The sequence below is a fragment of the Variovorax sp. WDL1 genome (assembly GCF_001541225.1).
Classification (GTDB): Bacteria; Pseudomonadota; Gammaproteobacteria; order Burkholderiales; family Burkholderiaceae_C; genus Variovorax.
The window spans coordinates 1-20096 of the sequence record NZ_LMTS01000056.1; the positions used below are offsets into that span (position 1 = coordinate 1).

The following is a 20096-nucleotide window of genomic DNA, read 5'->3' on the forward strand; positions in this document are numbered from 1 at the left end:
CGCCCACGCCCACGCCCACGCCCACGCCCACGCCCACCTCGGCGTCAACCGCCGGTCCGAAGCCAGGGTCCACGGCCACCCCCCCGCCGACACAGACCACGCCACCGAAGTCGTCGCCGGACGATCCGCAAGATCCCATGCCGCCGCTTTCCGAATACTGGATCGTCGATGGCCGGGTGCGCGAGCGTTCCAGCTTCAGCCGCATCGCCGAAGCCAAGGGCAAGCGCGACGGCATCGGCTACGACGAGGCGCTCTCGCAGCTCTTCAACCTCAACCCGCAGTACCGGCGCGCGCTGATGGACGGCTATGCGGACCCGGTGCGGCTGGACGATCCGGACACGCTCGACAACGGAACGCGGATACGCGTGGGGGGACCTTGACGCGCTCGCCGTGAGGCCTCGGGAGCTGCGCGGCTGGTTGGCCGCTAAGCTGGCTTGTCCCTCACCCGCAAGCACAGCACCATGTCCCGAGACCCTGGCCTTCACCTCAAGAACCCGACCTCGCTGCGTTACTTCTATGAGGTGGCCCAGGCCGGCTCGTTCCGGCGGGCGGCGGAGCGCACGCACGTGGCCGCCTCCGCGATCAACCGCCAGGTGAAGAACCTCGAGGCGGAAATCGGCGCGGTGCTGTTCGAGCGCGGCCGCGGGCGCAGCGGCCTCAAGCTCACCTCCGCCGGCGAGGTCTTCATCCATCACCTCAAGCGGGCGATGGGCGAAATCGCGACGGCGCGCACCGAAGTCGATGCGCTGCGCGGCCTGCAGCGCGGCACGGTCAACTTCGGCGTCAACGAGGGCTTCTCGCGCGAGCTGCTGCCGCAGTTGCTGGCCGCGTTCCACAAGAGGTACCCGGGCGTCAACTACGAGGTCACCGTCGCGAGCTCGCCGCGGCTGGTGGAACTGGCGCTCGATGACGAGATCGATTTCGCGCTCGGCTACAACCCGCCCGCGCATGCAGGCCTGTCCATCCTCGCCAAGCGCGACGTGGGCTCCTGCGTCATGGTCCCGCGCAAGCATCCGCTGGCCGAGCGCAGCTGGGTCCGGCTGACCGAATGCGCGGCCTACGACCTGGTGATGCCCGACGCCAGCCTGGCCCTGCGAGCGACGCTCGACCAGATGTTCGCGCGCGTGGGCATGAAGCCGCGCGCGGTGCTCACCACCAACTCCTACGAGCTGATGCGCAGCGCCGCGTCGGCCGGCGTGGGCGTCGCGATCCTCACGCAGTACCTGTTCGGGCGCGACCCCAACCATCCGGACGCGGCCTTCGTGCCGATCCGTGATTCGAGGATCAAGCCGCAGGTACTGGTGTGCTGCACGCGCGCGGGCCGCCATCTGTCGGTGGCCAGTCTTTCGTTGATCGAGGAGATCCGCAACGCGCTGCGGCACAAGCTCTGATGCCCTGCTTCGAAGGCAGTCGGCCCGGGGGAGGGTTTCCCCTTGCGTTCGAATTCTGCGAACGCAAATCGACGATTTCTATTCTTGCTTGGTGCATTGGCCGTCGATAGATTCGCGCTCATCGACCACCAAGAAGGAATGGAAGCGGGCATGTTCAAGGCCATATTGCTGGAGCGACGCGAGGAGCGATTCGAAGCTTCGCTGCGTGATCTCGACGACTCGGAGCTGCCCGATCTCGACGTCACGTTGCGGGTCGAATATTCGTCGCTCAACTACAAGGACGCGCTGGCGATCACGAACCGCGGCCCTGTCGTGCGCACATGGCCGATGGTGCCCGGCATCGACGGCGCGGGCGTTGTCGAACACAGCAGGCATCCGGAGTTCTCTGCCGGCGACCGCGTGATCCTCAACGGGTGGGGTGCAGGCGAACAGCATTGGGGTTGCCTGGCCGAGCGGGCGCGCCTCAAGAGCGAATGGCTGGTGCCGCTCCCCGAACGGCTCGACGCGCGCACTGCCATGGCCCTGGGCACCGCCGGCTACACGGCCATGCTCTGCGTGCAGGCGCTGGAGCGTCAGCGCGTGCGCCCGGACGATGGCGAAATCCTCGTGACCGGGGCCTCGGGCGGGGTGGGCAGCGTGGCGATCAGCCTGCTCGCGGGCCGCGGCTTCCGGGTGGTTGCATCCACCGGCCGGGCCGCCGAAGCCGATTACCTCAAGCGCATCGGGGCGGCCGAGGTCGTCGACCGCTCGCTGTTCTCCTCACCCGGCAAGCCGCTCGGCAAGGAACGCTGGGCCGGGGTGGTGGATTCGGTCGGCAGCCACACGCTGGTCAACGCCTGCGCCACAACGCGCTACGGCGGCGTGGTCACGGCGTGCGGCCTGGCGCAGGGCATGGACCTGCCGGGAACGGTGGCTCCCTTCATCCTGCGCGGCGTGAGTCTCATCGGCGTCGACTCGGTCATGGCGCCGCGCGCCGACCGCCTGAGTGCGTGGCAGCGGCTGTCGCAGGAACTCGACAGTGAGCGCCTGGACTTGATCACGCATGAGATTGCGCTGGCAGCAACCCTCGACGCCGCGCCTGCGCTGCTTGCGGGCAACGTGCGTGGGCGCACCGTGGTGAACGTTCGTGCCTGAAATGCAAGCTCCTTTCTCCGACGCCGCGCCCCTGCGCGATCTCACGCCCCTGATGCGCCCCGCCTCCGTGGCCGTGCTCGGCGCCTCGCCGCGGCCGGATTCGTTCGGCAACTCGGTGGTGAAGAACCTGCTCGCCGCAGGCTATGCCGGCCGCATCTATCCGATCCACCCTTCGGCGCCGGACGTGGAGGGGGTTCGCTGCTTTGCCGATCTGCAGGACCTGCCCGAGGCGCCCGACTGCGCCGTGGTGGCGCTTTCGGCGGACAAGGTGCTGCCTGCGCTGGCCCAGGCCGCCGAGCGCGGCGTTCGCGCCGCCGTGGTCTTTGCCAGCGGCTTTGCGGAGCTCGGCGAAGCCGGCCGGGCGCTGCAGGTGGAACTGGCCACGCTGTCCGCGCAGACCGGGCTGCTGGTGTGCGGCCCCAATTGCCTGGGGCTTGCCAACCTGCACGACCGCATCTCGCTCTACAGCGCACCGTTGCCGGAGCCGTCCCGCGTGGGCGGGGTGGCGATCGCGTCGCATTCGGGTTCGGGCTGCATTGCCCTGGGGGGCGTTGGCCGCTTCGGACTGAGCCATCTCGTGTCGGTCGGCAACGCCGCCGTGCTTGACGTGGACGACTACCTCGGCTTCTTCGCCGACGATCCGAACACGCGAGTGGCAGCGCTTTTCATGGAATCGGTGCGGCATCCGCAGCGCTTTCTCCAGGCGGCGGCCCGGATGCGCGCGGCCGGCAAGCCGGTCGTGGTGCTGAAGGTCGGGCGATCGACGCAGGGCGCGGCCGCCACTGCTGCGCACACCGGATCGCTGGCGGGCTCGCATGCGGCGGCGGCCGACTTCTTCCGCCGCGCCGGCGTGGTACTCGTCGAGGACATGGACGAGATGGTCGAGACCTGCGCGCTCCTGGTCGAGTCGGCGAAGCGGCCCGCAGGCGACGGCCTGGCCGTGATCAACGTCAGCGGCGGCGAGGTGGCGCTCACCTGCGACCTGGCGCAGGTGGCCGGGCTGCGCTTCGCGGTGCTGGCGACGCCCACGCTCGATGCCTTGCGCGCCTGCCTCCCGGCGTTCGCGACGCCCAGCAATCCGCTGGACGCCACCGGCGCAGCGGTGTTCGACATGACCATGTACGCACGTGCCATGGACGCACTGCTGGCGGACCCGGGCGTTGCGATGCTGGCCGTCTCGCAGGATTGCCCCGTGAGCCTGGGCGCGAAGGGCGCGGAGACCTACCGCGCCATCGCGGCCACCACGGCCGCCGCGGCGGCGCGAGCCGACAAGCCGATCGCCTTCTACAGCAACGTGGGCGGCGGGTTGCACCCGCGCACCGTCGAGCCCCTGGCTGGCAGCGGCGTGGCCGCACTGCAAGGCGCGCGCGCGGCGCTGCTCGCGATGCGCCATTTCATCGACTGGCATCTGTGGCAACCGTCCGTCGCGCACGTTGGCGCCGCCGAGCTCCGAGCCGACCCGGCCTGGGTCGACCGCTTCGCCTCCGGGCAGGCCCTGTCGGAGTACGAGGCCAAGCGCTTCCTCGAAGCGCACGGCATCCGCGCCAATCGCGAGTCACGCGCCGCCGATGCGGACCAGGCCGCGCAGGCGGCCGCGGCGATCGGCTTTCCGGTCGTGATGAAGATCGACTCGCCCGACATCGCCCACAAGACCGACGCTGGCGGCGTGCGCCTGGGCCTGCGCACGCAGGCGGAAGTGCGCGCCGGGTTCGCCGAAATGCTTGCCACCGTGCGCGAACGGATGCCCGGCGCACGCATCGACGGCGTGCTGATCCAGGAGATGGTGCGCGGCGGCATCGAGATGATCGCCGGCCTGTCGCGCCAGGCGCCCTTCGGCCATGCGGTCGTCGCGGGCGCGGGCGGCGTGTGGGTCGAACTGATGCGCGACAGCAGCCTCGCGCTGGCGCCGGTCGATGCGCCGCGCGCCACCGCACTGGTGGGCAGCACGCGCGCCGCGCGCCTGCTCGACGGTTTTCGCGGCGCGGCGCCGGCCGATCGCCCGGCCTTCGAGGCGCTGATCGTGCGGCTGTCGCAGATCGGCAGCGCCTATGCCGACCACATCGAGGCCATCGACCTGAACCCCGTTGCCGTGCTCGCCAGGGGCGAGGGCGTGCGCGTGCTGGACGCACTCGTCGAGCTTCGGGCCCCAGCTTCCCATCCGTGAAACCCAGGAGATCCGCCATGAACTACCAATGCATCAGCGTGTCCGTCGACCGCTGGATCGCGACCCTCACGCTGAACCGCCCCGAGAAGATGAACGCGCTCAACGACGACATCCTGCTCGAGATGCAGCACGCACTCGATGCGCTGGAGCAGGACGAGTCGGTGCGCGCACTGGTCGTCACCGGCGAGGGCCGCGCCTTCTGCGCCGGCTTCGACCTGAGCCCGCGGGAAGAGCCCCTGACCACTGTGAAGGACTGGCGCGACCACGTCAAGCTGGGCAACGACACCTGGTACCGCATCTGGCGCTCGCGCCTGCCGGTGGTCGCCGCGGTCAACGGCTTCTGCCTGGGCGGCGGCTGCGACCTGTCGATGGTGTGCGACATCACGATCGCTGCCGACAACGCGGAGTTCGGAGAGCCGGAGATCCAGTTCCAGTCCGCACCACCCTTCGCGATCATGCCCTGGGTGCTGGGCATGAAGAAGACCAAGGAACTGCTGCTCACGGGCGATCGCATCGGCGCCGAGGAAGCGGTGCGCATCGGTCTGGCCAATCGGGTCGTGCCCGCCGGCAAGCTGTTGCAGGAAGCGCAACGCCTGGCGCTGAAGCTCGCGATGATCCCGCCTCCCGCGATGCAGTTGAACAAGCAGGGCCTCAACCGCGCCTACGACCTGCGCGGCTTCCAATCGACGGTGGACCTCGGTGCGGAGATCTTCACCCTGGTGCTGATGTCGGAGTCGCAGGAGTCGCGTGACTTCTTCGAGGTCGCGGCGAAGCAGGGACTGAAGGCGGCCTTCAAGTGGCGCGACGCGCGCTTCGCGCTTTCAGCCGAAACCGCCGCCTAGGACGAGGCCATGAGCGCGTCCGCCAAGCTCAGCGTCATTCCATCCGCCGCACCCGCCGAACGCGGCGAGGGCGCGATGATCGAGGTCGCCGGGCTCAACAAGATCTATCGGACCCGCGAGGGCCAGCACATCGAGGCGCTCAAGAACGTGGGCTTCGACATCGCCGACGGCGAGTTCGTCACCGTCGTAGGCCCCAGCGGCTGCGGCAAGTCCACGCTGCTGAAGATCCTGGCCGGTACGCTGCGACGCTCCACCGGCTCGGTCAAGGTGCGCCAGCGCCCGATCGACGGCCCGAGCCGCGACGTGGGCGTGGTCTTCCAGGCCCCGGTTCTGCTGCCCTGGCGCACCGTGCTCGAGAACGTGCTGGTGCCGATCGAGATCCAGGGCCTGAGCATGAAGGAATACGAGCCGAGGGCGCGCGCCTATCTCAAGCTCGTCGGCCTCGAAGGCTTCGAGAACAAGTACCCGAACGAACTCTCCGGCGGCATGCAGCAGCGCGTGGGCATCAGCCGCGGGCTGGTGCACGAGCCTGCCTTCCTGCTGATGGATGAGCCCTTCGGCGCGCTCGATGCGATGACGCGCGAGACCATGAACCTGGAGCTGCTGCGCATCTGGTCGCAGAGCCGCAAGACGGTGATGCTGGTCACGCACAGCATCCCGGAGGCGGTGTTCCTTGCCGACCGCGTGATCGTGATGTCGCCGCGGCCTGGCCGCATCAGCGAGATCCTGCAGGTCGACCTGCCGCGCCCGCGCACGCTGGAAATGATCAATTCGGAGCGCTTCGGCGGCTACGTGTCCGCCATCCGCAAGCACTTTCATTCGCTGGGACTCGACGCATGAACAACGCCTCCGTCACTTCCTCCTTCGATGCGACCACGCCGGCAGAGGACGAGCCGGCCGCGGAACGGCCCGCGCTCTCCTGGCTCGGTCCCAGGCCGGAGCTGCCGCTCTCGGCGCTGCTCTTCATCGTCGTGGTCGGCGGATGGGAGTTGGCCGTGCGTCTGCTCGAAGTCACGCCGCTGCTGTTGCCCACGCCGTCGGCCGTGGCTGCGTCGCTGTGGGAAGGCATCCGCACCAACACGTTCACCTACCACCTCGGCGTCACCTTCTACGAGACCATCGCGGGGTTCGCGCTCGGTGCCGGCCTTGGCCTTGTGCTGGGCGCGGTGATTGCGCAGTTCCCGCTGGTCGAGCGCACGCTGTATCCCTACGTCGTCGCATTCCAGACCATTCCCAAAGTCGCGATCGCGCCGCTGTTCGTGATCTGGTTCGGCTATGGCATGTCCTCGAAGATCGTGATCACCGCCACCATCGCCTTCTTCCCGGTACTCGCCAACACGGTGGTGGGGCTGCGCTCGGTGCCGAGCGACCAGCTGGAGCTGCTCAAGGCCTTCACGGCCTCGCGCTGGCAGGTGTTTCGCATGGCGCGCATCCCGCATGCGCTGCCCTTCATCTTCGTGGGGCTCGATGTTTCGATCGTGCTGTCGGTGATCGGCGCCATCGTGGGCGAGTTCGTGGGCGCGCAGGCCGGCCTGGGCTATCTCATTCTGCAGCGCACCTTCTCGATGGATACGGCCGGCATGTTCGCCATCCTCATCCTGCTGTCGGCGATGGGACTGGGGCTGCACTGGCTCGTGCATGCCGTGCAGCGCAAGGTGGTGTTCTGGGCGGAGGACGAGCGCCAGCGCATCTCGGGGGCGTGAACGCCCGGCTGTGGCGCTTCGGGCCCGCTTCTTTTCATTCTTTCTTTCTGTTGTTCCATTCATTGAGCGAAAGGCAGGTTTCCAGATGCTGCGACTGACGAGGATCAAATGTGTGATTGCCGGGCTGGGCGTGGCCGCCGCGGCCATCTCGCCCGGCATGGCGCTGGCGCAGCCTGCCAAGCCGCTGAAGAAGGTGACCATCGCCGCCGGCGGCGTGACGGTGCTGAACGTGACCTATCCGTGGCTCATGATGCCGATCGCGCTCGACTACTGGAAGAGCGAGGGCTACGACGTGCAGGTCATCGCCGCGCCCGGCTCGGTGCAGGCCGTGCAGCAGCTGGCGACGGGCAACGTCGACTTCGCGCAGGTGAGCTCCAACGTCGCGATCCAGGCGAACGTCACCAGCAACATTCCGGCGCGGGTGGTCATGAACAACAGCGTGATCGATTGGGCCGTCGCCGTGCAGGCCGACGGTCCCATGCAGAAGGTGAGCGACCTCAAGGGCAAGAACATCGGCATCGTGAGCCTCGCGAGCGGCGGCCTGCCGCTCCTGAAATCGATGCTGAAGGCCAACGGCCTCGATCCGGACAAGGACGTGAACATCATTGCCACCGGTGCTGGCGCCCCGGCGCTGGAGGCGCTGAAGTCCAACCGCGTGCAGGGCCTGATGTTCTGGAATGCCGCCATTGCCGGATTCGAGAACGCCGGCGCCAAGCTGCGCCTCTTTCGCAGCCCCGACTGGCAGCGCCTGCCTGACTTCTCCCTGGCCACGACCCAGCGCGCGATCGAGCGCGACCCGGCGATGGTCGAAGCGATCGTGCGCGGCGCGGCCAAGGCCAGCCTGTTCGCCGTCTCCAACCCGGAGTGCGTGCGCAAGCTGCACTGGGCGCGCTTTCCCGAGAGCAAGCCCACCGGTTCGGACGACGCAACGCTCGCGCGGTGGGACGACAACCTGCTGCGCGCGCAGCTGGAATCGATGAAGGCGGCTTTCGAGATGAACGGCGGCAAGCTCTGGGGCCGGGCCACGCCCGAGGCGTTCGGGCGCATGCAGGACTTCATGCTCGACGCCAAGCTGATCGATCGCAAGATCGCGCCGGCCACCTTCGTCATCGCGAGCGACAGGTTCTTCGAGCGTGTGAACGACTTCGACGCGCAGGCGGTAGCGAAGCAGGCGCAGTCCTGCGCGGCGGCGCGCTAGGACCGCATCCGCAACGTGCTCCGGTCACTCCAGGGGTGGCAGGCATTCATGGCTACTCCACGATGCCGTTGCGCGCCGAAGGCGGCTGCAGCGCATCGAGCGCCGACAGCCGTCGGTACTCGCCAGGCACCACCGCATAGGTGCTGAGGAAGGTCTTGTGCAAGTGGCTCTGGTCGCTGAAGCCGGCCGCGTGCGCGGCATAGGTGACGCGCGCGCCGCCGGCGATGAGATTGCGGGCGTACTCGATGCGGTGGCCCACCAGCAGCTCGTGCGGCGTGAAACCCCAGGCGCTCTTGAAGCGGCGCTGCAGGTGCACCGGATGCCAGCCCACCGCATCGGCCAGGCCATCGAGCGTGAGGCGCTGGTGGAAGCCGGAGGCAATGAGTTCGTAGAGCCGGTTCACGCGGTCGTCGCCGCTGTCGAGGGCGAGCGCGACGCCCGGTTGCGCTTCGGGCGGGTCCGCGGCCTGCAGCGGCATCCATTGGGCAAGGCGCTGGCGCAGCAGCGTGCGGCCGAGCGTGCCGGGCTCCTCGTTGCCGCTGCGCGCGGCCTCCCGCAGCAGCCGGTGGCATTCGATGAAGTCGCGCGCCGCCGATGACTGCGGAAAGATGGCGAGCGCCGCGTCGCCTTCGACCGGCTGCACCTGCGCGCCGCCGGCATCGGCAGGACTCACGCAGCGCGCGACCGCGAAGCTGCAGTACATCGCGTCTTCGCGCCAGGGGGCGCTGCGGGCCTGCACCGAATGCCACACCTGCGGCGCGATGCGCAGCAGCGTCCCGGGCGGCACGACCGTGAGGCCCGCAGGCGTTCGCACCTGCAGCTCGGTGTCGCACACCGCGAGCGTGAAGCCGACGTGCCGGTGCGGCCGGATCTCGCGCTGCAGGAAACGATTGGCGGTGAATTGCAGGCCCGCGAGCTCGGCGTCTCGCCAATAGCAGTTGTCCAGGAGTTCCATCGAAGCCCAGGTCCGCGGACCTTAAGAATTTACAAGGCGAGAAGTTCGCCGCTTGTTAACTTCGCGGTCATCGATTGCGGCGCAGTCGATTCACCGATTCGAAGGGCCGGAGCATGCCAGTGCCGAACGATTCTGTGAAGGGCGATCGGCATCTTCTTCACGCTTCGCAAGCGTGGGGAGTGCGCTCGCGCAAACCCATGTTTTCGAACCGGAGAAGACCCATGAAATGGAGACAAGGCCGCCTGCGCGGCTGGCTGTGCGCAGCCTCGCTGGCACTCGCCGCCTGCGCGCTGCCCGCCCAGGAGCTGCGCATCGGGCTCGCCAGCAGCCCCAGCACGGTGGACCCGCACTTCTACAACAACGACGCCGTCAGCGCGGTGGTGAGCCACGCCTACGAGACCCTCGTGGCGCTGGACCCCGACACGCGCCTGGTGCCTGCGCTGGCCGCCTCGTGGCGCGCGGTCGACGACCGGACCTGGGAGTTCAAGCTGCGCGACGGCGTCAAGTTCCACGACGGCAGCAGCCTGAGCGCAGAGGACGTGCTGTTCTCGCTCGACCGTCCGGCGGCGATCGCCAACAGTCTGAGCTCCTTCGCCACCTACACACGCAACATCACGGGCAAGAAGGCGATCGACCGGCTGACCGTGCAGCTCACCACCGCAGCGCCCGCGCCGCTCTTGCCCAACGACCTGACGCGCATCTTCATCGTCTCGAAGAAGGCGGCCGAGAAGGCGAGCACCGACGACTTCAACCAGGTGAAAGTGGATGCAGGCACCGGCCCGTTCCGGATCGTGAAGTTCAGCCCGGGCGCCTCGGTGCAGTTCGCGCGCTTCGACGACTACTGGGGCGCGAAGCCGGCCTGGGCTGCGCTCACGCTGCGCATGCTGCCGGCCGACGCGGCGCGCATGTCGGCGCTGCTGTCGGGCGACGTGCAGTTGGTGGAGAACGTGCAGGCCAACCTGGTCACGCAGTTCCGGCAGAACAAGGACCTGACGGTGTTCGACAAGGTCTCGAGCCGCGTGATGTTCCTCTACACCGACCATCGCGACAGCTCGCCCTTCGTCACCGACAAGGAGGGCCGGCCGCTGGCGAAGAATCCGCTGAAGGATGCACGGGTGCGACAGGCCATCTCCAAGCTGATCGACCGCAAGCTGCTGGCCGAGCGCGTGCTGGACCGGCTGGCCGTGCCCACCGCCAACATCGCCGCGCCCGGCATGTTCGGCTTCAATCCGAAGCTGAAGCCCGAGGCGGTCGACCTGGCCGGCGCGCGCAGGCTGCTGGCCGACGCGGGCTATCCCGACGGCTTCGGTCTCACGCTCTTCGGCCCCAACGACCGCTACATCAACGACGAGCAGGTGGTGCAGGCCATCGGCCAGATGCTCACGCGCGGCGGCATCGCGACCAAGGTGCAGGTCTCGCCGATGGCGACTTACGTGGGGCGGGCATCGAAGAAGGAGCTGGGCTTCGGCCTGCTCGGCTGGGGCGTGGGCGGCGGCGAGCCCTCGGGCGCGATGCGCGGCCTGCTGGGCACGCCCGACAAGGAGAAGGGCATGGGCGCCACCAACTGGAGCAGTTACGCCAGTCCGCAGTTCGATGCGCTGCTGACCGAGGCGCTGCACACGGTGGACGACCGCAAGCGCGAGCAACTGCTGCAGGACGCGGCCGAGCAGGCGCTGGCGAAGGACTTCGCCATCATCCCGCTCTACCACCAGGTCGCGACCTGGGCCGGCCGCAAGGGCATCGCCTTCGTGCCGCGGGTGGACGAGTTCACGCTGGCCCACCAGGTCCGGCCGGACTGAGGGGAGGGCGCACGGACATGCTGCAGCAGCTCGACCACCTGCCTCCCGGCTTCATGACAGCCGCGGCCCGCGAACTGCATCGCGTGCTGCCGGGGCCCACGCTGATCCACCTGCCCGGCGATGCGCCGGAGCGCTTGTTCGTTTCGATCCTGCTGCACGGCAACGAGGACGTCGGCCTGCTGGCGCTGCAGTCGGTACTGGCCAGCTACGGTGCGCGCCGGCTGCCCCGCGGGCTCTCGGTTTTCGTGGGCAATGTGGACGCGGCGGGCGCCGGCGTACGTCGGCTGGACGACCAGCCCGACTTCAACCGCATCTGGTCGACTGCGCCTCCGCGCACGCCGTACGAGCACATGGCGGCGGCGGTGGTGGAGGTCATGCGGCAGCGCGCCGTCTTCGCCACGCTGGACTTGCACAACAACTCCGGCCGCAATCCGCTGTACAGCTGCCTGAGCGGCACGCAGCGGCAGCACCTGGTGCTCGCACGCCTGTTCTCGCCGCTGGCCGTGTTGATCGAATCGCAGCCTTCGCTGGGTGCGGCCTTCGCGGCCTTTTCGCCGAGCATCAGCTGCGAGTGCGGCGAGATCGGCAGCGCACAGGGCGTGTTCCGCGCAGCGGCGCTGATCGACAGGTGTCTGCGCGCGGGGCCCGCGCTCTTCGAGTCCGGCGACGCGTCCGGGGAGGGCGAATCGCTCGACATCTTCGAGGCCTTCGCGGTGCTGAAGGTGGCCGAGTCGCTGTCCCTGGCCTGCGACGACCACGGCGACAACGAAGCCGACATCCGCCTCTTGCCCGAGATCGAGTCGCTCAACTTCCGCGCGCTCGAGGCCGGCCATGTCATCGCCACCACCGCGCCGCAGCTGGCGGTCGAGCCGCTGCGGGCCTTCGGCCTCGACGGCCGGCCGATCGCCGGGCTCTTCCGGCACAGCGAGCGGCGGGTTCGCCTGGCGCAGCCTGCCATCGCCGCCATGCTCACGCGCGACCTGCGCGCGATCCGCCAGGACTGCCTGGGCTACCTGATGCGGCGCGTGCGCCTCGCAGCTTCCTGAACCACCGCCAGGCCTTACCCATGCTCGCCTTCGTGATACGCCGCCTCGGGCAGAGCCTGCTCGTGCTCTTTGCCATGTCCCTGCTGGTCTTCGCCAGCGTCTACCTGATCGGCAACGCGGCCGACATCCTGATCAGCATGGATGCCGACCAGGCCGAGCGCACGCGCCTCGCGCATGCCATGGGCCTGGACCGCTCCCTGCCGCTGCAGTACGCGCAATTCCTGTGGCGCGCGCTGCAGGGCGACCTGGGGCAGTCCTTCGTGCATGGCGTGCCGGCGGTGGCGTTGGTGTTCGAGCGCCTGCCCGCGACGCTGGAGCTGGCCGCGGTCGCGATGGCGATTGCCATGGGCATCGGGCTGCCGCTGGGCCTGTGGGCCGGGCTGAAGCCCGAGTCCTTCGCCGGCAAGGCGATCATGACCGGCTCCATCCTCGGCTTCTCGCTGCCGACCTTCTGGGTGGGGCTGATGCTGATCATGGTGTTCTCGGTGCAGCTCGGCTGGCTGCCGGCCGGCGGGCGCGGGCCGACCCGGGAGCTGCTCGGTCTGCAGCTGTCGCTCTTCAGCCTCGAGGGCTGGAAGCACCTGCTGCTGCCGGCGCTCAACCTCGCGCTCTTCAAGCTGGCGCTGGTCACGCGGCTCACGCGGGCCGGCACGCGCGAGGCGCTGACGCAGGACTACGTGAAGTTCGCGCGTGCCAAGGGCCTGTCGCCGGCGCGGGTGGTGGGGGTGCATGTGCTGAAGAACATCATGGTGCCCATCGTCACGGTGGTGGCACTGGAGTTCGGCGCGCTGGTCGCCTTCGCTGCCGTCACCGAAACCATCTTCGCCTGGCCCGGTGCCGGCAAGCTGATCATCGAATCGATCGGCCTGCTCGACCGGCCGGTGGTGGTGGCCTACCTGCTGGTGGTGGTGGCGATGTTCACGCTGCTCAACCTGCTGGTGGACATCGCCTATTCGGCGCTCGACCCGCGCGTGCGGCTGGGCGATGCCGGAGCCTGAATCGCTGCAGGCACCGCCTTCCACGACAACAACGATCCATCCCCATGAGTACACAGTTCGCCGCCCTCGGCGAGGGCACCGAGGTGCCCTCCTTGCCGGTCTTGAAACCCACTGCCGAGTCGCCACCGGTCGAATCGCCGCTGCGCCTCTTCCTGCGGCAGTACGCCGAATCGAAGATCGCCGTCGTCGGCGCCGCGCTGCTGCTCCTGCTGGCGCTCGCCGCGCTGCTCGCGCCGGTGCTGGCATCGCAGAATCCCTACGACCTGGCGCAGCTCGACATCCTCGATGCGCGCCTGCCGCCGGGCTCGCACGCAGCCGAGGCCGGCCGGCTCTTCCTGCTGGGTACCGACGAGCAGGGGCGCGACATGCTCTCCGCCATGCTCTACGGCCTGCGCATCTCCCTGGCCATCGGCATCGTCGCAACCGTGGCCGCGCTGTCGCTGGGCAGCACGCTGGGCCTGGTGGCGGCCTATGCGGGCGGGCGGCTCGATGCCTTTCTGATGCGGGTGGTGGACATCCAGCTGTCCTTCCCGGCCATCCTGCTGGCGCTGGTGCTGATCACGGTGTTGCAGCCGGGCGTCGGCAATGTCGCGCTGGCGCTGGTGGCGGTGCAGTGGGCCTACTATGCGCGCACCGTGCGCGCCGCCGCGCTGGTCGAGCGCAAGAAGGAATACATCGAGGCCGCGCACGGCCTGGGGCTCTCGGGCGCGCGCGTGGTGTTTCGGCACCTGCTTCCCAATTGCCTGCCACCGGTGATCGTGGTGGCGGCGCTGCAGGTGGCCAATGCGATCGCGCTGGAGGCCACGCTGTCTTTCCTGGGCATCGGCGTGCCGATCACCGAGCCCTCGCTGGGCCTGATGATCGCCAATGGCCAGCAGTCGCTGCTGGCGGGGCAGTACTGGATGTCGGTGTACCCGGGCCTGCTGCTGCTGGCCACCATCCTCGCCATCAACCTGGTGGCCGACCAGCTGCGCGATGTGTTGAACCCGCGGCTTTCGAGGCAGTGAGCACCATGACGACTCCCACGTTGATCGTCGAAGGGCTGCAGACCCGCTTCTTCACCCGCGCGGGCATCGCGACCGCGGTCGACGAGGTCTCGTTCACGGTGCACCGGGGCCAGGTGATGGGCCTGGTGGGCGAGTCCGGCTCCGGCAAGTCGATGACGGGCTACTCGATGCTGGGCCTGGTCGACGCACCGGGCCGCGTGACCGGAGGCAAGGTGCTGCTGACGCAGCGCGACGGCGAGGTGCTGGACCTGCTGCAGCTTTCGCCGCGCGCGCTGCAGGCGGTGCGCGGCAACCGCGTCGCGATGATCTTCCAGGATCCGATGATGACGCTCAACCCGGTGCTGCGCATCGACACGCAGATGATCGAGGCGGTACGCGCGCATCACCGCGTGACTGCTAAGGCGGCGCGCGGGCGCGCGGCCGCGGCGCTGGCCAAGGTGGGCATCGCCTCGCCGCACGAGCGGCTGCTGGCCTACCCGCACCAGTTCTCCGGCGGCATGCGGCAGCGGGTGGCGATCGCGATTGCGCTGCTCAACGAGCCTGACCTGATCATCGCGGACGAGCCGACCACGGCGCTGGACGTGACCATCCAGGGCCAGATCCTCGCGGAGATGCAGGCGTTGTGCCGCGAGTCGGGCACGGCGCTGATCTGGATCACGCACGACCTCTCGGTGGTTGCGGGCCTGGCCGACACGGTGTCGGTGATGTATGCCGGGCGCATCGTCGAGCAGGGCGCCGTGGCGGACGTGCTGGAGCGGCCGCGCCACCCCTACACCCGCGGCCTGATCGCCAGCGCGCCTTCGCGCAATCCGCGCGGTCGGCCGCTGGTACAGATCCCGGGCATGACGCCTTCGCTGCTCGCGCTGCCGCCGGGCTGCGCCTTCCAGGCCCGTTGTGCGCGTGCCGATGCGGCCTGCCGCGCGGCACCGCCGCTGGTTCGGTTGCCCGAGCGGCAGCTGCGCTGCTTCCATCCTCATCCCGCTATCGCCGCGACGACGGCTTGACTCCATGCAGACCTCGACCTCGACACCCTTGCTGGAACTGCGCGCGACATCCAAGCGCTTCGTGAGGAAAGCCGATGCCGCGGCCCGGCTTGCGCGCTTGCTGGGCGCGCCGCCCGCGGCGCAGACCGTGCATGCGGTCGATCGCGTCTCGCTCGCGGTGAAGAGCGGCGAGGTGGTGGGCCTGGTGGGCGAATCGGGCTGCGGCAAGTCCACCCTCGGGCGCATGGCCGCGGGCCTGCACGGCCTGAGCGAAGGGGAGCGCTGGTGGGAGGGCGAGAACACCGCGGCGCTGGAGCAGCGGCTGCCGCGCGCCGACTACCGGCGCCACATGCTGGGCATCCAGATGGTCTTCCAGGACCCTTACGCCAGCCTCAACCCGCGCCTGCGGGTGCAGCACATCGTGGGGGAGGCGCCGCTGGCGCACGGGCTTGTCGATGCCGGCGGGCAGGAGGAGCTGGTGGCCGGCCTGCTGCGCCGGGTCGGGCTGGACCCGCAACTCATGCGCCGCTATCCGCATCAGTTCTCGGGCGGGCAGCGCGCGCGCATCGGTATCGCGCGCGCACTTGCAGTGCGGCCGCGGATGCTGATCTGCGACGAGGCCGTGGCCGCGCTCGACGTTTCGATCCAGGCGCAGGTGATCAACCTCTTCATGCAGCTGCGCGAGGAGCTCCGGCTCACCTACCTCTTCATCAGCCACGACCTGGGCGTGGTGCGGCACATCAGCGACCGCGTGCTGGTGATGTACCTCGGGCGGGTGGTGGAGTCGGCGCCGGCCGAGGCCCTCTTCGAGGCGCCGCTTCATCCCTACACGCAGGGTCTGCTGGCCGAGGCGCCGAAGCTGGAGGTGCGCCGCAAGCGCTTCGTCGCGATCCGCGGGGAGATCCCCTCGCCGATCAATCCGCCGCGCGGCTGCCACTTTCATCCGCGTTGCCCGCAGGCACTGCCGCGGTGCGCCGAGGAGGCGCCGGTGCTGGCCCCTGTGGGGGTCGATCGCTGGGTGGCTTGTCATCGGATCGATACACAGGCGACTGACGGGGTGGTGTCCTACAAGGATGATTCAGGCGGAGTTAAGAATTTACAAGGCGCCGCCTTAGGCCTTTGCTAACTTGCGGACGCAGGGTGCCCTTGCCGTGGCCCCCACTGATGCCTGCAGCGCATCGATCTGGCTCATCAATTTCACTGGACGCCCGCGAGGGGCCGACTGATCATGAATGTTTGCCGTGGCGCGCCTGCGCCTCCTTTCAGCGAATCCACAACCATGATGAATACGCCCGTCGGCAGGTGCGCGCCATGATGCTGTCATCCCTGCTGCAACGCGCCGCGGCTTCGTCGGTGGCTGGTGCTGCGAGGGCCGGCGCAGCGGCGCCTTCGGCCGGCGGGGGCAGCGTGCCTGGCGGACCGCCACCGCAGCTCTATGCCGAGGAGCAGTTGTGCCGGCCCGAGACCCTCGGCCGCCATGCCGAACTGCCCGGCATCGTGCGCGACCTGGTGGAGGCCGGCAGCATCGACGCCCGGGCGCGCCTGGTGCGCGGCATGCTGCACGCGATCGGCTTCGAGTGGATGGGCTACGGCATGGTCGCCTATGTGCGCGGCCAGTCCTGGCCGCTGAGCTTCTTCACCAGCTATGGCAATGCGCATTGGATACGGCGCTACTTTGCGCAGCGCCACTACGAGGTGGATGCGCGGCATCATGAGGCGCCGGCATCCAGCCTGCCGCTGCTGTGGGACGTGAGCCAGCTGGAAGCCTCGCTCACCGGCCCGGACCCGAGCGAGCGGCGCCGACGCTTCCTGGACGACCTGCATGCCAGCGGCATCCGCAGCGGCCTGTTCTTCCGCCTGGCTTCGCCCACGCACGTGAACGAGCACACGGTGATCAGCCTGACCTCGAGCGCGCCCAGCCGCAGCTGGATCACCGAGGGCGTGGTGGGCCAGTCGCTGGTGCTGGGCCTGAGCGTGCACGAATACCTGTCGCGCCACGCGCGGGTGCCGGCCGCGCCGCCGACGGCGCGCGCCGAGATGTCGGGCATGTCGCCGACGCAGCGGTACATCCTCGAGCACCTGCTGCAGGGGCGCAGCGACAAGGAGATCGCATATCGGCTGCAGCTGTCCTCGCACACGGTGGACTACCACATGCGCCAGCTTCGGCGCCGCTTCGCGGCTCGCAACCGTGTGCAGCTGGTGAAGGCGGCGACGCAATGGCAGCACGGGGAGGGTGGGTTCGGCGAGGTCAGCCAGCTGTCGGCGCTCTAGTGGTTGTCAGGCTCGGGCGGTTGATGCCGTGTCGTGGCAAATGAAGGATCCACTGCGCTGGCGCTTATTTCTGCGCGACGGCGTGGATTTCCGCGGCCGTGCTGGTGCGGCTCCTGTGTGCCGGTGGCACCATGACGCTTCGTGATGGGCGACACACGACTGAAGACGCTGGACGCGCGGCAAGTGCGTGAGCGCATGCGATCGCTGACGACCGAGTTCGAGCAGGCAACGCACGTGGTCCTTGGGTCAGGCGAACAGGTTCAGGCGCTCGCTGGCTTCCCTGAGACGATGCCCAGTCGGTAGGCCGCACTCACCGCCTCGGCACGCGTCGCCACGTGGAGCTTGATAAAGATCGCCGCGAGATGGTGTTCGACGGTGCGTGCCGAGCGGTGCAGGCGCACCGCAATCTCCTTGTTGCGCAGCCCCGCCGCAAGCAATTCCAGTACGGCCAGCTCCGTGTCTGTCAGGCTAGCGGGATGCTGGCGCGTTGAACGCCGCATGCCTCGAGGCAGGCCACGCACGCCCGCCGCGCGCAGGCGCTGGCGGACCCGCTCGACCAACGGCCACGCGCCAAGCACTTCGAGCATGGCGAGGGCCTGACGTTGCGCCGCCTCGTCGCCTTGTGCCAGGGCGCGCGCAGTCTCGAATGGGCAGCCGAGCGCGCGCCAGGCCTCAGCCGCATCTTGCCAGGGCCCGGCGGCTTCGAGCGCGAACGAATGCTTTGCGCAAAAGTCGGGGATCGGCGTCGCCTCGTCGCCGCCGAGGCGGCACCACAACGCCAGTTGCGCGGCGAGGTCGATTCGTCGCGCGGCAGTTGCCAGCGAAAGGTGGGCTGCAGCCTCGCATGCAGCGTCACTGTCGCGTCCCTCCAGCCATGTGGCCTCGACCCGCGCGACATGAAAGCGGTCGGGCCCGGTGCCCGTCGCCAGATCGCGCGCCTCGTCTAGCGCGCTCCACACGCCGGGATCGCCGCGCCGCGCGCGCAACAGGCCGAGAACGACCAGCGCCTTGATTCGTGCGATCACCGTCGCTTTCGGCGCGGCGGTCACTGCATGCGCGGCGCTCGCAGCCTCGTCCCACCGCGACTGCTCCAGCAGTGCGTGGGCCAGCCACGCCGTCTGCCACAGCCGCGTCGCATCGAGGTCGCGTTCGGTGCAGAAGTCGATGCCCTTGCGCAGCCACGTCTCGGCCTCCGCAAGCCTGAACGCGTCGACGCAACCCGCCCCAAGGCTCGCGAAAATCTGGCTGGCGAGCCGGTTCTCGTTGGCACCCTGCGCCAGTGCAAGTGCACGCTCGAGTGTCGCGAGGCCTTCGTCGACACGGGCCAAGTCGATCTGCGAGCGGCCGATCGTCTTCAAGCACATCGCCATCTCGGCTTTGTCGTCCTCACGCTCGGCCTGGTCGAGTACCGCCGACGCAAGGGCGATCGCCTCTTCGGACTCGCGTTCGTACTGGCAAAGCGACGCGGCGCAGCTTTGCACCACGCGCGCCGCGCGCGATCCAGGCTGGTCGGCGACCAGCGAGCGTGCCGCGCGCAACGCCGCCGCAGCGTCGGGATTGCGCGCGGCGTAAAGGAATATGAGTGACTGCCGTGCCAGCGACACCGCCGCGTTGTCCGGTCGTCCGTGCTCGCACCACAGCCGCGCCGCTTCGCTTCGCACGGCGATCGACTCGTCGAGGCCGATGCTCATATGCACATCCTCGGCTGACGCGTCGAGCAGCGCAGCGCGCTCGGCACCAGGGTCGCAGTGTGCGAGTGCCCGGGCCCAGTGCTCGGCGGCCTGCCGGTGCGCGCCGCGCGACGCCGCTTGGCGCGCGGCGACCGGCGCCCAGTGTCGCAATGCCGCCAGGTCGCCGGCAGCTTCGGCGTGCAACACCAGTCGCGCGGCGAACTTCGCCGCGTCGTTCGCGAGAAGTGCTTGCAGCACAAGCCGGTGCAGCCCGATCGCTCGTGTCGGCGGGATTGCCTGAAGCACCGACTGCCGCGCCAGCTCGTGGCGGAACGCGAACGACACGCCATCGGCGCGCAGCACGCCGGTCGCCAGGCACTCGTCGATGGATCCGCTCTCCGCGGCCGTCAGCTCGTACAGCAGCCAAGGCTCGGCTCGCGGGCCGGCTACCGCGGCCGCGTCGAGTACGGCGCGGGCCGAGGGCGACAGGCGCCCGGCGCGCGCCAGCACCGCGTCCTGAACGGTGGCGGGAACGCCTCTTGCGGCCTTCGCTGATGCCGCGATGACCTCGGTGACGAAGAACGGATTGCCTGCGGTCTGCTCGTGCAAGGCCGCTGCGTCGATTGCGGTTCCGGCCGAGAGCGAGCGCACCGCCGCCAGCGATAGGGGCTGCGGCGCCAGGTGCGGCGCTCCGGCCGTTGCCAGATCGCCGAGCACGGCGCGCAGTGGATGTGACGGAACAAGCTCGTCGTTGCGAAAGCTCGCGATGAGGAGCGAACGTGTGCGGGCAATACGCCGGCCAGCGTAGCGCAGCAGATCGAGCGTCGCCTCGTCTGCCCAATGGAGATCTTCGAGGACGGCCAGCGCCGGCTGTACGGCGAGCAAGTCCATGAACGCGACGAACAGGCGATGCCGCTCGCCGCTGCCGCCATGCG

17 protein-coding genes and 1 pseudogene are annotated in these 20096 nt (G+C 69.1%); 15 read left to right on the forward strand and 3 right to left on the reverse strand.

The genetic code is table 11. The features are described from left to right. Nucleotides 1-137: 137 nt before the first annotated feature. From APY03_RS08560 to APY03_RS08595, 8 genes are all read left to right on the forward strand, one after another. Nucleotides 138-380, forward strand: a complete 243-nt coding sequence (locus APY03_RS08560; RefSeq protein ID WP_068675829.1) for a hypothetical protein — start codon at nucleotides 138-140, stop codon at nucleotides 378-380. An 81-nt stretch (nucleotides 381-461) separates the two neighbouring features. Next, the gene (locus tag APY03_RS08565; protein ID WP_068675831.1) at nucleotides 462-1391 is read left to right on the forward strand and encodes a LysR family transcriptional regulator; all 930 of its coding nucleotides are present in this window, start codon (nucleotides 462-464) and stop codon (nucleotides 1389-1391) included. A gap of 150 nt (nucleotides 1392-1541) precedes the next feature. Then, complete coding sequence (acuI, locus tag APY03_RS08570; RefSeq protein ID WP_068675833.1) at nucleotides 1542-2525, forward strand: acrylyl-CoA reductase (NADPH); 984 nt, start codon at nucleotides 1542-1544, stop codon at nucleotides 2523-2525. A 1-nt stretch (nucleotide 2526) separates the two neighbouring features. Next, entirely contained in the window at nucleotides 2527-4689 is a 2163-nt protein-coding gene (locus tag APY03_RS08575) for an acetate--CoA ligase family protein (RefSeq protein ID WP_068675835.1), read from the forward strand. A 17-nt stretch (nucleotides 4690-4706) separates the two neighbouring features. Continuing rightward, nucleotides 4707-5531, forward strand: a complete 825-nt coding sequence (locus tag APY03_RS08580) for an enoyl-CoA hydratase/isomerase family protein (RefSeq protein ID WP_068675837.1) — start codon at nucleotides 4707-4709, stop codon at nucleotides 5529-5531. 75 nt (nucleotides 5532-5606) lie between these two features. Continuing rightward, entirely contained in the window at nucleotides 5607-6371 is a 765-nt protein-coding gene (locus APY03_RS08585) for an ABC transporter ATP-binding protein (protein ID WP_068675893.1), read from the forward strand. Further along, entirely contained in the window at nucleotides 6368-7234 is an 867-nt protein-coding gene (locus tag APY03_RS08590; RefSeq protein ID WP_083944230.1) for an ABC transporter permease, read from the forward strand. The genes APY03_RS08585 and APY03_RS08590 overlap by 4 nt, the downstream gene beginning before the upstream one ends. A gap of 85 nt (nucleotides 7235-7319) precedes the next feature. Beyond that, nucleotides 7320-8432: an ABC transporter substrate-binding protein gene (locus APY03_RS08595; RefSeq protein WP_232081108.1), complete on the forward strand. Its 1113-nt coding sequence runs from the start codon at nucleotides 7320-7322 to the stop codon at nucleotides 8430-8432. 52 nt (nucleotides 8433-8484) lie between these two features. Here APY03_RS08595 and APY03_RS08600 read toward each other — a convergent pair whose 3' ends face one another. Further along, complete coding sequence (locus APY03_RS08600) at nucleotides 8485-9387, reverse strand: helix-turn-helix domain-containing protein (RefSeq protein ID WP_068675839.1); 903 nt, start codon at nucleotides 9385-9387, stop codon at nucleotides 8485-8487. Between the two features lie 221 nt (nucleotides 9388-9608). On the opposite strand from APY03_RS08600, the gene APY03_RS08605 reads away from it, so the two are divergent. The 7 genes from APY03_RS08605 (at nucleotide 9609) to APY03_RS08635 (ending at nucleotide 17491) form a co-directional block, all read left to right on the forward strand. Beyond that, the gene (locus tag APY03_RS08605; RefSeq protein WP_068675842.1) at nucleotides 9609-11186 is read left to right on the forward strand and encodes an ABC transporter substrate-binding protein; all 1578 of its coding nucleotides are present in this window, start codon (nucleotides 9609-9611) and stop codon (nucleotides 11184-11186) included. A gap of 17 nt (nucleotides 11187-11203) precedes the next feature. Continuing rightward, nucleotides 11204-12232 carry a M14 family metallopeptidase gene (locus APY03_RS08610; RefSeq protein ID WP_068675844.1) on the forward strand — a complete coding sequence of 343 codons (1029 nt, stop codon included), beginning with the start codon at nucleotides 11204-11206 and terminating at the stop codon, nucleotides 12230-12232. Nucleotides 12233-12252: 20 nt separating this feature from the next. Next, nucleotides 12253-13230: an ABC transporter permease gene (locus APY03_RS08615; protein WP_068675846.1), complete on the forward strand. Its 978-nt coding sequence runs from the start codon at nucleotides 12253-12255 to the stop codon at nucleotides 13228-13230. Nucleotides 13231-13274: 44 nt separating this feature from the next. After that, the gene (locus APY03_RS08620) at nucleotides 13275-14237 is read left to right on the forward strand and encodes an ABC transporter permease (RefSeq protein WP_068675849.1); all 963 of its coding nucleotides are present in this window, start codon (nucleotides 13275-13277) and stop codon (nucleotides 14235-14237) included. 5 nt (nucleotides 14238-14242) lie between these two features. Further along, nucleotides 14243-15241, forward strand: a complete 999-nt coding sequence (locus tag APY03_RS08625) for an ABC transporter ATP-binding protein (RefSeq protein WP_068675899.1) — start codon at nucleotides 14243-14245, stop codon at nucleotides 15239-15241. A 4-nt stretch (nucleotides 15242-15245) separates the two neighbouring features. Beyond that, nucleotides 15246-16346: an ABC transporter ATP-binding protein gene (locus APY03_RS08630; RefSeq protein ID WP_068675850.1), complete on the forward strand. Its 1101-nt coding sequence runs from the start codon at nucleotides 15246-15248 to the stop codon at nucleotides 16344-16346. A gap of 185 nt (nucleotides 16347-16531) precedes the next feature. Further along, complete coding sequence (locus APY03_RS08635; RefSeq protein WP_068675852.1) at nucleotides 16532-17491, forward strand: helix-turn-helix transcriptional regulator; 960 nt, start codon at nucleotides 16532-16534, stop codon at nucleotides 17489-17491. A 260-nt stretch (nucleotides 17492-17751) separates the two neighbouring features. Here the strand turns inward: APY03_RS08635 and APY03_RS08640 are convergent, their stop codons facing one another. Both APY03_RS08640 and APY03_RS45610 read right to left on the reverse strand, forming a co-directional pair. After that, nucleotides 17752-19770 carry a LuxR C-terminal-related transcriptional regulator gene (locus tag APY03_RS08640; RefSeq protein WP_232324196.1) on the reverse strand — a complete coding sequence of 673 codons (2019 nt, stop codon included), beginning with the start codon at nucleotides 19768-19770 and terminating at the stop codon, nucleotides 17752-17754. Nucleotides 19771-19986: 216 nt separating this feature from the next. After that, nucleotides 19987-20096, reverse strand: a pseudogene (locus APY03_RS45610) (hypothetical protein); the annotation flags it as partial.

What these genes read in the sequence shown, in the direction of transcription:
- APY03_RS08560 (WP_068675829.1), top strand. Translation starts at nt 138, where the DNA reads ATGCCGCCGCTTTCCGAATACTGGATCGTCGATGGCCGGGTGCGCGAG.
- APY03_RS08565 (WP_068675831.1), top strand. Translation starts at nt 462, where the DNA reads ATGTCCCGAGACCCTGGCCTTCACCTCAAGAACCCGACCTCGCTGCGT.
- acuI (WP_068675833.1), top strand. Translation starts at nt 1,542, where the DNA reads ATGTTCAAGGCCATATTGCTGGAGCGACGCGAGGAGCGATTCGAAGCT.
- APY03_RS08575 (WP_068675835.1), top strand. Translation starts at nt 2,527, where the DNA reads ATGCAAGCTCCTTTCTCCGACGCCGCGCCCCTGCGCGATCTCACGCCC.
- APY03_RS08580 (WP_068675837.1), top strand. Translation starts at nt 4,707, where the DNA reads ATGAACTACCAATGCATCAGCGTGTCCGTCGACCGCTGGATCGCGACC.
- APY03_RS08585 (WP_068675893.1), top strand. Translation starts at nt 5,607, where the DNA reads ATGATCGAGGTCGCCGGGCTCAACAAGATCTATCGGACCCGCGAGGGC.
- APY03_RS08590 (WP_083944230.1), top strand. Translation starts at nt 6,368, where the DNA reads ATGAACAACGCCTCCGTCACTTCCTCCTTCGATGCGACCACGCCGGCA.
- APY03_RS08595 (WP_232081108.1), top strand. Translation starts at nt 7,320, where the DNA reads ATGCTGCGACTGACGAGGATCAAATGTGTGATTGCCGGGCTGGGCGTG.
- APY03_RS08600 (WP_068675839.1), bottom strand. Translation starts at nt 9,387, where the DNA reads ATGGAACTCCTGGACAACTGCTATTGGCGAGACGCCGAGCTCGCGGGC.
- APY03_RS08605 (WP_068675842.1), top strand. Translation starts at nt 9,609, where the DNA reads ATGAAATGGAGACAAGGCCGCCTGCGCGGCTGGCTGTGCGCAGCCTCG.
- APY03_RS08610 (WP_068675844.1), top strand. Translation starts at nt 11,204, where the DNA reads ATGCTGCAGCAGCTCGACCACCTGCCTCCCGGCTTCATGACAGCCGCG.
- APY03_RS08615 (WP_068675846.1), top strand. Translation starts at nt 12,253, where the DNA reads ATGCTCGCCTTCGTGATACGCCGCCTCGGGCAGAGCCTGCTCGTGCTC.
- APY03_RS08620 (WP_068675849.1), top strand. Translation starts at nt 13,275, where the DNA reads ATGAGTACACAGTTCGCCGCCCTCGGCGAGGGCACCGAGGTGCCCTCC.
- APY03_RS08625 (WP_068675899.1), top strand. Translation starts at nt 14,243, where the DNA reads ATGACGACTCCCACGTTGATCGTCGAAGGGCTGCAGACCCGCTTCTTC.
- APY03_RS08630 (WP_068675850.1), top strand. Translation starts at nt 15,246, where the DNA reads ATGCAGACCTCGACCTCGACACCCTTGCTGGAACTGCGCGCGACATCC.
- APY03_RS08635 (WP_068675852.1), top strand. Translation starts at nt 16,532, where the DNA reads ATGATGCTGTCATCCCTGCTGCAACGCGCCGCGGCTTCGTCGGTGGCT.